This window comes from uncultured Parvibaculum sp., from assembly GCF_963975745.1.
Lineage (GTDB): Bacteria > Pseudomonadota > Alphaproteobacteria > Parvibaculales > Parvibaculaceae > Parvibaculum.
Genome location: NZ_CAXBIB010000005.1, coordinates 25,333 through 38,138 on the forward strand (window position 1 = coordinate 25,333; position 12,806 = coordinate 38,138).

Genomic DNA, 12,806 nt, shown 5'->3' on the forward strand with positions numbered 1-12,806 from the left:
CTCCGGGGTTTGTTGTTGCAGCAAGGCGGCGCCGTCAGTTGGTCGGTTCCGCACGCGCCTTGTCTTCGAGCGCCCGCTTCTGGATATAGGAGAGGATCGCATCGACATCCTCCTCGCTGACAAGATCGGCAAAGCTCGCCATGCCATTGGCCGACAGCAGGCCGCCGCGCACGATGTCCTGGAAATGCTCGCGAACGCTCTCGTTCATGCGCCGGAGATCGGGCGTGACGCCAGGACTGATGGCAAGGGCGCCGTGGCAGAGCATGCAATATTGCGTATAGGCAATCTCGCCCTGCCGCACCACCTCTTCGCTGGCCGTCAACGCCGGCCATTCCGGGATCGACTGGTCGCGCAATGCGAGCTGCGGCAGCTCGGCCCCGCCGCCGATCTTGAAGGAGATCAGCCGGCCCTCATTGCCGTATTTGGCGGCAGCCGAAGTACGCGCATCGCCGGAGACGATGTTGACGCCACCCCAGCCCGCCAGTACGGCGACATATTGCTCGCCATCGACCGTATAGGTGACGGGCGCGGCGACGATGCCGGTCTGGATGTGTTGCGACCAGACACGCTCGCCCGTATCGGCCTTGTAGGCATGGAGATAGCCGTCAGCCGTTCCTTGAAACACCAGATTGCCGGCGGTCGCCAGCACGCCGCCATTCAGCGGCGCCGGATACTCGGCCTGCCATCGCGCCTCGCCGGTCACCGGATCCCATGCTTTGAGATAACCCTTCTCCATCGGGATCTCCGGCAGTGCCGTGATGGCGTCGATATAGGCGGTCCAGTCCATGCCGGTGTTCCACCAGTTCTCCTTGGGCGTGAACGCACCCTCCGTTTTCCACTGCTCGCTGAGCGAATAGATGCCGGCAATGTCCTGCGTCGGAATGTAGACAAGACCCGTGCCCGGATGGAATGCCATCGGATGCCAGTTATGCGCGCCATTGGCAGACGGCAGAACGAACGCCGTCGCCTCGCCGAATTCGCCCTCGCCGGTCTCGACCGGCCGACCGGTTTCGAGATCGACATGGCTGGCCCATGTCGTCGTCGAGAACGGATTGGCCGAGATTAGCTCGCCGGTGTTGCGGTCGAGCACATAGAAGAAGCCGTTCTTGGGTGCCTGCATGATGACATTGCGCAGGCGGCCGTCGATCTCGATATCGGCAAGCATCAGCGGCTGCGTCGCGGTGTAGTCCCAATTGTCGCCGGGCGTTGTCTGGTAATACCACTTCATGCGGCCGGTATCGGCATCAAGCGCCAGGATTGATGAGAGGTAGAGATTGTCGCCGCCACCCGGGGAACGGATTTCGCGCGTCCAGGGCGAACCATTACCGGTGCCGACATAAAGCGTGTTGCTTTCGGGTTCATAGACCATCGAATCCCAAGCTGTGCCGCCGCCGCCGATCTTCCACCACTCGCCGCCCTTCCAGGTCGGCAACGCGGCTTCGAGTTCGGGATGTTCGAGCGGCAGTGCCGGATCGCCCGGTACCGTATAGAAACGCCAGGCCTGTTCGCCGGTTTCGGTGTCATAGGCGGTGATATAGCCGCGCACGCCATACTCCGCACCGCCATTGCCGATCACGACCTTGTCGTTGAAGACACGCGGCGCACCGGTGATCGTGTAAGGCGGACCGGGAATCGTGTTGACCTCCCAGACGACCGAACCGTCGCTGGCATCGAGCGCAAAGAGCCGGCCATCGAAACTGGCCGTATAGACGCGCCCCTTCCAGACTGCCACGCCGCGATTGACCACATCGCAGCAACCGTAGCGGCCCCACTCGCCGGGCACTTCCGGATCGAAGCGCCAGAGTTCGCTGCCGGACTTGGCATCGACGGCGATGGTGATGCCCCAGTTGAGCGAGAGATACATGATGCCGTCGACGACGATCGGCGTCGCCTCGAGGCCACGTGTCGTCGCGGTGTCGAGCGACCAGGCCAGCGCCAGTTCGCCGATATTGCCGTCATTGATCTGGTCGAGTGGCGAGAAGCGTTGCTCTTCATAGGTGCGGCCATGCGCCAGCCAGTTGCCGGGTTCGGCATCGGCCGCGGCAATGCGCGCGCCGTCGATATCGGCAAGCCCGCGCGGGGCTTCCGCCTCGATCGGGATTTCGACGACCGGAGCTTCGGCCACCGGCGGCGCCGATTCCTCGCTGCCGCTCGAAATAAACTGCCAGCCGATAAAACCGGCCAGCACCACACCCGCCGCAGCGTTTACCGCCACCGGCCAGCTCTTCGCCAGATCCGCCATGACCTCCCCGTCCCTTTTTCCGGGCTGCGTGCCGCCGCTTGGGCCGCAGCCAACCTTCTCTATGCGGAGTTGAACTCCCCTTTTTGTGGCGAAAGCTTAGCCGAACCCCCGACGGCGCGAAACCACCCCAGCCTTTGAAAAACAGCATGAATTCGGGCCGGTCGGTGATCGCAAGTACAACGGAAAACCTAAACTGCACAAAAAACAGGCTGATTTTGCGAGATGCATGTTTGTTACGCAGTTTGGCGATGCTCTGCCGACCGAGTATCGGCAGCATCGGATTTTATATGAATGGAATCAATTGGATAGGCCATCAGACCCAACCGGCACGCTTCTTGAGAACAAGATGTCCAGGCACCGGAAGACCGCTCGCCGGGGAGACGGGCGGCGCGCCGCGCCCAACAAGCCCGGGGGCAGAACCCACCGGCGGCACATGGAGAGACGAATGAGCGACAGATCTGAAACATGGGGGCTTCTCCGCCGGGGCACGCTTGCCGCTGCAACCGGCGCCCTGGCTCTGGCCGCAACGGCCGGCAGCGCCCTCGCACAGGAAGAGATCGCCGAGCTGAGTGCCGGCGACACGGCATGGATGATCACGGCCACGGCACTGGTCCTGATGATGACCATTCCGGGTCTCGCGCTGTTTTACGGCGGCATGGTTCGCAAGAAGAATGTCGTCGCCATGGCGGCGCAGGTCTTTGCGATCGCAGCCTTGATGTCGGTCGTCTGGATGGTGGTCGGCTATTCGCTGGCCTTCAGCGACGGCGGCTCGATGAACGCCTGGGTCGGCGGCCTGGACAATCTATTTCTGTCGGGTCTGACCGTCGATGCGCTCTCGGGCACGATCCCCGAAAGCGTTTTCATGACCTTTCAGATGACCTTTGCGATCATCACCCCGGCACTGATCGTCGGCGCCTTCGCCGACCGCATGAAATTCTCCAGCATGCTGGTCTTCATGACGCTGTGGGTGATCTTCATCTATGCGCCGATCTGCCATTGGGTCTGGGGTGGCGGCTTCCTCGGTGAGGACGGTGTGCTCGATTTTGCCGGCGGCACTGTGGTGCACATCAATGCCGGCATCGCCGGTCTCGTCGCCTGTCTGGTACTCGGCCCGCGCAAGGGCTTCGGCATGGAAAACATGGCGCCGCATAATGTGGTGCTGACGATGGTCGGTGCAGCGTTGCTCTGGGTCGGTTGGTTCGGTTTCAATGCCGGCTCGCAACTGGCCGCCGATGGCCGCGCCGGCATGGCGATGGCCGTCACGCAGATCGCGACCGCAACGGCCGTGCTTGGCTGGATGTTCGCCGAATGGATCGTGCACCGGAAACCGACTCTGCTCGGTCTCGCCACGGGCGCGATCGCGGGCCTCGTCGCCATCACGCCGGCCGCCGGTTTCGTCGATCCGATAGGCGCCCTCTGGATCGGTCTCGCATCCGGTGTGATCTGCTTCATCGCCTCGACCAGCATCAAGCGCGCCATCGGCTATGATGACGCGCTCGACGTCTTCGGCGTGCATGCAGTTGGTGGCATTGTCGGCGCGATCCTGACCGGCGTATTCGCCACGGTGGCGATCACCGGCGGCGACGCACCGCTGGGCGGCCTCGAAGGCAACTGGGCGCAGGTCGGTATTCAGATCAAGGGCGTTGTCGCGACAATCGTCTATTGCGGTCTCGGCACCTTTGTTCTCTTGATGGTGACGAAGATCTTCTTCGGCCTGCGCGTGACGCCGCAGGAGGAAATCGACGGCCTCGACATCAGCCTGCACGGCGAAGTGATCCAGTAATCGGCCGGTATCGTTGCGGAAAGGGCGCTCCTCACGGAGCGCCCTTTTTTGCATCCCGTCGTCCGGGTCATGCGGATCGATCCGTAGACTGACTTTTCTGCAAACACGCTGCACACAAATTGTGCAACGACAGGCTGAAGCGCGGGCATCCGGGGGTTCGCGTCGGACCGGCAACCGGAAATCGGCCGGAGTCCGGCGCTTTTTCGATCTTCGCACGCGCGGCACGTTTCTTGATTGGTAGAGGCTGTCCGCGCTCATGCGGCCGTTGCGCGAGCGCGTTTCGGCAGGGGACAGGACCAGCAACGCGCCGGAAGCAAGAGGCGATCCGGCAGCCAGACAAAGAGGAAACTCAAATGAAGCTCGTTATGGCGATCATCAAGCCATTCAAGCTGGACGAGGTTCGCGAAGCGCTGACCGCGATCGGAGTCCAGGGACTGACAGTGACGGAAGTCAAGGGTTACGGCCGTCAGAAGGGTCAGACCGAAATCTACCGCGGCGCTGAATACGCCGTGAACTTTCTGCCGAAGCTGAAGATCGAGGTCGTGGTGGCGACCGACCAGGCCGATGCGGTCGTGTCGACCATCAGCGGCGCGGCCAAGACCGGACAGATCGGCGACGGCAAGATTTTTGTGATTTCCGTGGAGCAGGTGCTGCGTATTCGTACCGGCGAAACGGACGCGGAAGCTATTTGATCCCTATGCGGATTGATGAACCTTCGCGGCAACGGGGACGGCAACCCTCGAAAGAGAGAGGAACGATGAACAAGATTGGACGATACACACGCCTGGCAGGCACGGTGGGGCTCGCAGTGCTGGCCCTGACCGTTCCCGCGCTGGCGCAGGAAGCCGAAGAGGTCGCGGAAGAAGCCTTTGCTTTGAGCGCGCCGGAAACGGCTTATATTTTCAACACATTGCTGTTTCTGATCGGCGGCTTCCTCGTCATGTGGATGGCGGCAGGCTTCACCATGCTCGAAGCGGGCCTGGTGCGCTCAAAGAACGTCGCCATGCAGTGCACGAAGAACATCAGTCTCTATTCGATCGCCGGCATCCTCTACTATCTTGTCGGCTACAACCTGATGTATGACGGCGTCGATGGCGGCTATATCGGCTCGCTGGGACTGTGGGGCGTCGATGATTCGGGCGGCGTTGCCGATGACGGCACGGGCTATTCCTCGGCCTCCGACTGGTACTTCCAGATGGTCTTCGTCGCGACCGCCGCGTCGATCGTCTCGGGCACGCTGGCCGAGCGCATCCGTCTCTGGCCCTTCCTGATCTTCACTGTCTTCCTGACCGGCTTCATCTACCCGATCCAGGGCGCCTGGCAGTGGGGCGGCGGCTGGCTCAGCGAAATGGGCTTCTCCGACTTCGCCGGCTCGACCATCGTGCACTCGACGGGCGGCTGGGCCGCGCTGATGGGCGCGATCATCCTGGGCCCGCGTCTCGGCAAATACGTCAAGGGCGGCGGCATCAACCCGATGCCCGGCTCCTCGATGCCGCTGGCAACGCTTGGCACCTTCATCCTCTGGCTGGGCTGGTTCGGCTTCAACGGCGCCTCGCAGCTCGCGCTGGGCACCGTGGCGGACGCCAATGCCGTTGCGACCATCTTCATCAACACCAACATCGCGGCCGCTGGCGGCGTGGTGGCGGCGATGGCGATGACGCAGCTCCTCTACAAGAAGGTCGACGTCACCATGGCCCTCAACGGCGCGCTGGCCGGGCTGGTCTCGATCACGGCCGAACCGCTGGCCCCGACGCTCGGCTGGGCGCTTTGCATCGGCGCGGTGGGCGGCATCATCGTCGTGCTGACGGTGCCGCTCCTCGACAAGCTCCATATCGACGACGTGGTGGGCGCCATTCCGGTCCATCTCTTCGCCGGCATCTGGGGCACGATGGCCGTGCCGCTGACCAATGCCGACACCAGCTTCGCCGTCCAGGCCACAGGTGTCGTATCGATCGGCCTCTTCGTCGCCCTGACGAGCCTGATCCTCTGGCTGGCACTGCGCGTCACCATCGGCATCCGGGCCAGCGAGGAGGAGGAAATGATGGGCATGGACAAGGCCGAGATCGGCGTCGAGGCCTATCCCGAGTTCGCCGCCCGCTAGGGCGTCCGCAATCATGGGCGCGGAGGCCCTCCCCTCGGGCCTCCGCTCTCCTCCCGCAGCCGCCGGCGTCCTCTGCCACCAGATCGGGGCGCCGGTGGCCAACCTTGGAGCCCGGAAGGTCCCCCCTCCCGGGCTCCATTTTTGTCCGGCCCCGCCCAGACGACCGGCCGCGCGACCGCCCAATTTCTGTTCAGGCTCGAGTCTGCACAGGAATTGGGCCGTCTGCCTCGAAACCGTGGTCAAACACTAGGCGCCTTGCGCCGCCTTCAGCCGCCGCCATGCCACGAAACCCTTGATTGCCGCTGCCTTCCAAAACGTCATCACCATGGCATGCCTCTTGATTGGGCAGGACGCTGAAGAACAGGTCCGGCAGGGGGAGCTTGCCCGGACATCTGGTGGCAACGAACAGGGAGATCCCTCATGGATCCGATCGAAAGCACCGGCGCCGGTCTCGGCGCAGGCGGCGACGTCTTTTTCATTCTGATGGGCGCCATTCTGGTCTTTGCGATGCATTCGGGCTTCGCCTTTCTCGAAGTCGGCACCGTGCGTCACAAGAACCAGGTCAACGCGCTGGTCAAGATCCTGGCCGACTTCGCGGTCTCGACGGTCAGCTACTTCTTCATCGGCTACAGCGTTGCCTATGGCGTCGACTTCCTGGTCAGCGCCGCCGAACTGAGCGGCGCCACCGAGGGCGCAAGCTACGGCCCGCAAGGCGTCGATCTGGTCAAGTTCTTCTTCCTGCTGACCTTCGCCGCCGCCATTCCGGCGATCATTTCGGGCGGTATTGCCGAGCGCGCCCGCTTCTGGCCGCAGGCCATGGCGACCGCCATCATCGTCGGCCTGGTCTATCCCTTCTATGAAGGCCTGGTCTGGAACGGCAATTGGGGCTTCCAGGACTGGCTCGAAACGGCCTTCGGCGCGCCCTTCCACGACTTCGCCGGTTCGATCGTCGTTCACGCCGTCGGCGGCTGGCTGGCCTTTGCTGCCGTCATCATGCTGGGCCGCCGCGCCGGCCGCTATACCAAGGAAGGAAAGCTGATCGGCTTCCCGCCCTCCTCGATCCCCTGGCTGGCGCTCGGTTCCTGGCTTCTCTGCATCGGCTGGTTCGGCTTCAACGTGGTCTCGGCCCAGTCGCTCGAAGGCGTCTCCGGCCTTGTCGCAATGAACTCGGTGCTGGCCATGGCAGGCGGCATCCTGGCATCCCTCGTCATTGGCAAGAACGATCCGGGCTTCATTCACAACGGCGCGCTGGCCGGCCTCGTCGCCGTCTGCGCCGGTTCGGACATCATGCATCCGGTCGGCTCGCTGATTGTCGGCGGCGTCGCCGGTGCGCTTTTCGTGGTCATGTTCGACTTCTGCCAGCGCCGCCTGCGCATCGACGACGTGCTGGGCGTCTGGCCGCTGCACGGGCTGTGCGGTCTCTGGGGCGGTCTGGCGGCCGGCATCTTCGGCATGGCCGAACTGGGCGGGCTCGGCGGTGTCAGCTTCATGAGCCAGCTTGTCGGCTCGCTGGCCGGGGCGGTCTATGCGGCCGCGCTGGGCTTCGTGGTCTATGGCGGGCTGAAACTGATCATCGGCATTCGCCTGACCCAGGAAGAAGAGCATCGCGGCGCCGATCTCTCGATCCACAGCATCGGCGCCAATCCGGAATCGGAAATACCGGTTCGCTGACGCCACAATCCGGGGCGGCGCAACGCCGCCCCGGATCATTAATCAATGGTTAATGATTTGCTTGCAATTGTGTGGATAAGGCGCGGGAATTCCACAGCTTTTTCCACCGGTTGCAACCTTCGGCAGCACTGGACCCACCTGACTGCCACCGCTAAGATCGCGCCAGCTCACGAAGCTTAACCATCGGAACCCGCCGATTTCCTGCAGATCCGGGCCGAACCCCGCGCGAGATACATGACGGACAGTGCCGCCTCCCGTTTCGACCGCCTGCCGGACAGCCCCTTCCCGCGCCTCAACGCGCTGATCGAGGGTCTGGCGCCCGGCAAGCCGCCGCTGGTCATGTCCCTGGGCGAGCCGCAACACGCCTTTCCGCCCTTCGTACTCGACGAAATCAACCGCCATGCGGGGCTTTTCGGCAAATATCCGCCGATTGTCGGCACCGCCGAATTCCGCGCCGCCGCCGCCGGCTGGCTCGGCCGGCGCTATGGGCTCGCCGATGAGATCGGCAAGGATCGGGCGCTCGATCCCGAAACCCGGATTCTGCCGGTCAACGGCACCCGCGAAGCACTCTTCAATATTGCGCTGGTGGCAACGCCGCCGCAAAAGCGCGGGCAACGGCCGGCCATCCTGATGCCCAACCCCTTCTATCAATGCTATGCGGCGGCCGCGCTGGCCGCCGGCGCCGAGCCGGTCTATGTCGCGGCGACCCGCGAAACCGGCTTCATGCCCGATTTCGAGGCCCTGCCGGAAGAACTTCTGGCCCGCACCGCCATGATCTATTTCTGCTCGCCGGCCAACCCGCAAGGCGCGGTTGCGAGTCTCGACTGGCTGACCGCCCTGATCCGCCTCGCTCGCCGCCATGGCATCGTGCTGGCGATCGACGAATGCTATGCCGACATCTATGACCGCGAAGCCCCGGCCGGCGCCCTGCAGGCGGCGCTGGCCGCCGGCAAGGACGAGCCCGACCCCTTTGCCGATCTGATCGTCTTCCATTCGCTCTCCAAGCGCTCGAGCCTGCCGGGCCTGCGTTCGGGCTTTTGCGCCGGCGGCCGCATGCTGATGGCCCGCTTTCGCAATTTCCGCAACATCGCCGCCCCGCAAGTGCCTTTGCCGCTGATGGCGGCCTCCGCCGCCTGCTGGGCCGACGACGCCCATGCCGCCGCCAATCGCGATCTTTATCGTGCCAAGATCGATGCCGCCGAACGCGTGCTGGGCAATCGCTTCGGCTTCTACCGGCCGGCCGGCGGTTTCTTTCTCTGGCTCGATGTCGGCGACGGCGAACGCGCCGCGCGCGACCTTTGGGTGCAGGCCGGCGTGAAAGTGTTGCCGGGCGCCTATCTCTCGCGCGAAGATTCGCCCTACGGTCCGCCGGGAAATCCGGGGGCCGCCTATATTCGCGTGGCGCTGGTCGACGGTCTCGCCGAAACCGAAGAGGCGCTGGTCCGCATGGCGGAGGTGTTGTGATCGGTGCCCTGACGCGGGCCGGCCGCAAACCCGCAGCGAAGAAAAGCAGGACGCCTCCGGGAAACGGCTCCCGGCGGCAGGACGCCCCGAGGGGCCATCGGAGGATGCAGCGCGTGAGGAGCTGGCTCGTCAACCCGCTCGCCTATCTCCCGCCGGCGTTGCGCGCTTTTCTGGCGCGCCGTGTCTTCGAAGGCGTCGGCGTGCTTTTGCTGACGCTCGGCGCCTTCGGCTTGCTGGCCGTGCTGAGCTGGTCGATCGACGATCCGAGCCTCAATAACGCGACGACGCGCCCGCCCGGCAACTGGATGGGCCTGCCCGGCGCCTATGTCGCCGACATTCTCCTGAACGCGCTGGGTCTGGCCTGCCTGCTTCTGTTGCTGCCCTGCTTCGTCTGGGGCGCGCGCGCCTTTGCGCATCGCGGCACGAATCTGCTGGTCTTCCGCGTTGCTGCCTGGCTGGCCGCCACGCTCTTTGCCGCCATGGCGCTCAGTGCGATGCCGCGCTTTGCCTTCTGGCCGCTGGCGCTCGGTCTTGGCGGATTGCTGGGCGACGGCCTGGCCGCACTCGGCTTCTCGCTCTTTTCGCCTTTCACGGTCGACGCGCTGGCCTGGACACTGACCGCGCTGCTGACGGCGCCGGTCGCGCTTTTGCTGATCCTGTTCGCCGCCGATATTTCCTTCGCCGATCTGAAGGCCGCCGCGCACTGGCTGCGCAACCTGCGCAAGGCCGACATCGACGCCGGGGAAGAGCGGCGCTACACATCGGGCGCGCGGCCGCGCCGCCGCGCGGACACAAGGGACGAGACGCCCCTCCGCCCGCACCGCCCCGATGTCGAGCCGAGCCGTCTGCGCATCCTCGCCTGGGAAATCGGCGACCGCCTGACCGACTGGCGCGACCGTCTGTTGCGCCAGGGCGATTACGCACCGTTGACGCCGGAAGAAATCGAGGCGGCTCGCGCCGGCCACCTCGGCGGCTTCGGTCAGCGCAATGCCGGCGAAACGGCTGCCGAGCGGCGCGCCCGCCGCCGTCAGACACGCGATGCGCAGGCCATCGGGGAACGTCTCGAACCGCGGCCGGCCAACCGTCCCGGCCCGCGCGTGGCGCGCAGCGATGTCAAACCGGCAAGGCCGTCGAACCGCGCCGCGCGTGAAGCGCAGCCGAAACTGCCGCTGGAACCGGCCGGCGACTATCAATTGCCCCCGCTCAGCCTGCTCGCAAGACCGAAGCCGCCGGCCATGACCGCCAAGCTGACCGACGAGGCGCTGCAGGCGAATGCCCGCCTCCTCGAATCCGTGCTCGACGATTTCGGTATTCGCGGCGAGATCATCTCGGTACGCCCCGGCCCGGTCGTCACGCTCTACGAACTCGAACCCGCACCCGGCATCAAGTCCTCCCGCGTGATCTCGCTGGCCGATGACATCGCCCGCTCGATGAGCGCCGTCTCGACCCGCGTCGCCGTCGTGCCCGGCCGCAATGTCATCGGCATCGAACTGCCCAATGCGCGCCGCGAAATGGTCTATCTGCGCGAACTGCTCGAAACGCGCGACTACGAGAATTCGAGTTCGAAGCTGACGCTGGCGCTCGGCAAGAATATCGGCGGCGAGCCGGTCCTGTCCGATCTCGCCCGCATGCCGCATCTGCTGATCGCCGGCACGACCGGCTCCGGCAAGTCGGTCGGCATCAACACGATGATCCTGTCGCTGCTCTACCGGCTCTCGCCCGATCAGTGCAAGCTGATCATGATCGACCCCAAGATGCTGGAACTCAGCGTCTATGACGGCATTCCCCATCTCCTTGCGCCCGTCGTCACCGAACCCAAGAAGGCCGTCGTCGCGCTGAAATGGGTCGTCAAGGAAATGGAAGACCGCTACCGCAAGATGTCGAAAGTTGGTGTACGGAATATCGACGGCTACAACACCCGTGTCACGGAAGCCAATGCCCGCGGCGAGGTGCTGGTACGCACCGTGCAGACCGGCTTCGATCGCGAAACCGGCGAGGCGATCTACGAGGAAGAGGAAATGGACCTCGCGCCCATGCCCTTCATCGTCGTCATCGTCGACGAAATGGCCGACCTGATGATGGTCGCCGGCAAGGAGATCGAGGCTGCCGTGCAGCGTCTGGCGCAGATGGCACGCGCCGCAGGCATCCACATCATCACCGCGACGCAGCGTCCGAGCGTTGACGTCATCACCGGCACCATCAAGGCGAACTTCCCGACCCGCATTTCCTTCCAGGTCACCTCGAAGATCGACAGCCGCACGATCCTGGGCGAACAGGGCGCCGAACAGCTGCTCGGTCAGGGCGACATGCTCTACATGGCCGGCGGCGGCCGCATCAGCCGCGTGCACGGTCCCTTCGTGTCGGACGAGGAGGTCGAGAAGATCGTGACCTTCCTGAAGAAGCAGGGCGTCCCCGAGTACCTGGAGGCCATCACCGCCGAGGACGAGGAGAGCGGCGATCCCTTTGCCTTCGACAGTCCCGGCTCGGGCGACGATCTCTATGACAAGGCGGTTGCCATCGTGGCGCGCGACAAGCGGGCCTCGACAAGCTACATCCAGCGCCGCCTGCAGATCGGCTACAATCGTGCCGCGCGCCTGATCGAGCTTATGGAAGAACAGGGCGTGGTCAGCCCGCCCAATCATCAGGGAAAGCGCGAGGTTCTGGTCGGCGAACGTTGATTTCAGACGCAAGCGCACGGCCCTGCCGTTAGGATTCCGGCAAGACAACGTCGCCAAAACGCCCAACCAGCCTCCAGATTTCGCCACAAAGGTTGCCCATGTTGATCGCCATGAGAAACTTTGACCAGAACCGGCGCCGCCGCCAGGGCATGCTGTTCGCGGCAGCCGCCATCGGTATCGGCATGCTGATCGTGGCTTTTGCCAGCGCCGGCGGAACCGCACGCGCCGAAACATCGGTGCCGCCGGGAGCCGCGACGCAGGACGACGCGGCCGCACTGGCCGCCGCAAGCGCCTATCTGGCGGCCCTGGAGAATATGCAGGGCGACTTCCTGCAGCTCGGGCCCGATGGCTCGGTTTCGGAGGGCAAGTTCTATCTGCGCCGTCCCGGCCGTCTGCGTTTCGAATATCAGCCGCCGGACAATCTCCTGGTGGTGGCCGACGGCACCTGGGTCGCGGTCAAGGACAGTGCCTCGCCGGCACAGCGCTACCCGATCGCCTCGACGCCGCTGAGCCTCTTTCTGGCCGCCGATGTCGATCTCGCAAACAGCGCCCGGGTTCTCAAGGTCGAGAGCCAGCCCGGCGCCCTGCTGATCACCCTGGCCGACCGGGCCGGCGAGGCCCCCGGCCAGATCACGCTGATTTTCGACCAGCCCAACATGCAGTTGCGCCAATGGGTCGTGACCGATGCCCAGGGCCTGCAAACGACAGTGGCCTTGCGCAATGTCCAGTCGGGCATTCGCGCCGACAATGCGCTCTTTACCCTGCGCGACGAGCAACGCCCGGCCGTGGGCGGCAAGCGATAGGGCCTTCCGTCGAATATACTCGACAGCGGCAGGATGCAGCGCCTTGACCATGCATGGGGGCAGC

General features: G+C 64.6%; 8 protein-coding genes. 7 read left to right on the forward strand and 1 reads right to left on the reverse strand.

Annotated elements, in window-relative coordinates:
- Positions 1-34 precede the first annotated feature (34 nt).
- Positions 35-2,242 carry a PQQ-dependent dehydrogenase, methanol/ethanol family gene (locus AAC071_RS05365; protein ID WP_339830720.1) on the reverse strand — a complete coding sequence of 736 codons (2,208 nt, stop codon included), beginning with the start codon at positions 2,240-2,242 and terminating at the stop codon, positions 35-37.
- A gap of 445 nt (positions 2,243-2,687) precedes the next feature.
- Here AAC071_RS05365 and AAC071_RS05370 point away from each other — a divergent pair, with 445 nt between their 5' ends.
- The 7 genes from AAC071_RS05370 (at position 2,688) to AAC071_RS05400 (ending at position 12,742) form a co-directional block, all read left to right on the forward strand.
- Positions 2,688-4,025 (forward strand): ammonium transporter, encoded by a 1,338-nt coding sequence (locus AAC071_RS05370; RefSeq protein ID WP_339830721.1) that lies wholly within the window; start codon positions 2,688-2,690, stop codon positions 4,023-4,025.
- 353 nt (positions 4,026-4,378) lie between these two features.
- Positions 4,379-4,717, forward strand: coding sequence for a P-II family nitrogen regulator (locus tag AAC071_RS05375; protein ID WP_339830722.1), 339 nt, complete (start codon positions 4,379-4,381; stop codon positions 4,715-4,717).
- Positions 4,718-4,782: 65 nt separating this feature from the next.
- On the forward strand, positions 4,783-6,126 hold the full coding sequence (locus AAC071_RS05380; protein WP_339830723.1) for an ammonium transporter: 1,344 nt from the start codon (positions 4,783-4,785) through the stop codon (positions 6,124-6,126).
- A gap of 420 nt (positions 6,127-6,546) precedes the next feature.
- A complete protein-coding gene (locus AAC071_RS05385) occupies positions 6,547-7,797 on the forward strand; it encodes an ammonium transporter (protein ID WP_339830725.1) in 1,251 nt (416 codons plus the stop codon).
- Between the two features lie 234 nt (positions 7,798-8,031).
- Complete coding sequence (locus AAC071_RS05390) at positions 8,032-9,261, forward strand: aminotransferase class I/II-fold pyridoxal phosphate-dependent enzyme (protein WP_339830726.1); 1,230 nt, start codon at positions 8,032-8,034, stop codon at positions 9,259-9,261.
- 113 nt (positions 9,262-9,374) lie between these two features.
- Positions 9,375-11,939, forward strand: a complete 2,565-nt coding sequence (locus AAC071_RS05395) for a DNA translocase FtsK 4TM domain-containing protein (protein ID WP_339830727.1) — start codon at positions 9,375-9,377, stop codon at positions 11,937-11,939.
- 110 nt (positions 11,940-12,049) lie between these two features.
- A complete protein-coding gene (locus AAC071_RS05400; RefSeq protein ID WP_339830729.1) occupies positions 12,050-12,742 on the forward strand; it encodes an outer-membrane lipoprotein carrier protein LolA in 693 nt (230 codons plus the stop codon).
- The last annotated feature ends 64 nt before the right edge of the window (positions 12,743-12,806 follow it).

What these genes read in the sequence shown, in the direction of transcription:
- AAC071_RS05380 (WP_339830723.1), top strand. Translation starts at nt 4,783, where the DNA reads ATGAACAAGATTGGACGATACACACGCCTGGCAGGCACGGTGGGGCTC.
- AAC071_RS05400 (WP_339830729.1), top strand. Translation starts at nt 12,050, where the DNA reads ATGAGAAACTTTGACCAGAACCGGCGCCGCCGCCAGGGCATGCTGTTC.
- AAC071_RS05365 (WP_339830720.1), bottom strand. Translation starts at nt 2,242, where the DNA reads ATGGCGGATCTGGCGAAGAGCTGGCCGGTGGCGGTAAACGCTGCGGCG.
- AAC071_RS05375 (WP_339830722.1), top strand. Translation starts at nt 4,379, where the DNA reads ATGAAGCTCGTTATGGCGATCATCAAGCCATTCAAGCTGGACGAGGTT.
- AAC071_RS05385 (WP_339830725.1), top strand. Translation starts at nt 6,547, where the DNA reads ATGGATCCGATCGAAAGCACCGGCGCCGGTCTCGGCGCAGGCGGCGAC.
- AAC071_RS05370 (WP_339830721.1), top strand. Translation starts at nt 2,688, where the DNA reads ATGAGCGACAGATCTGAAACATGGGGGCTTCTCCGCCGGGGCACGCTT.
- AAC071_RS05390 (WP_339830726.1), top strand. Translation starts at nt 8,032, where the DNA reads ATGACGGACAGTGCCGCCTCCCGTTTCGACCGCCTGCCGGACAGCCCC.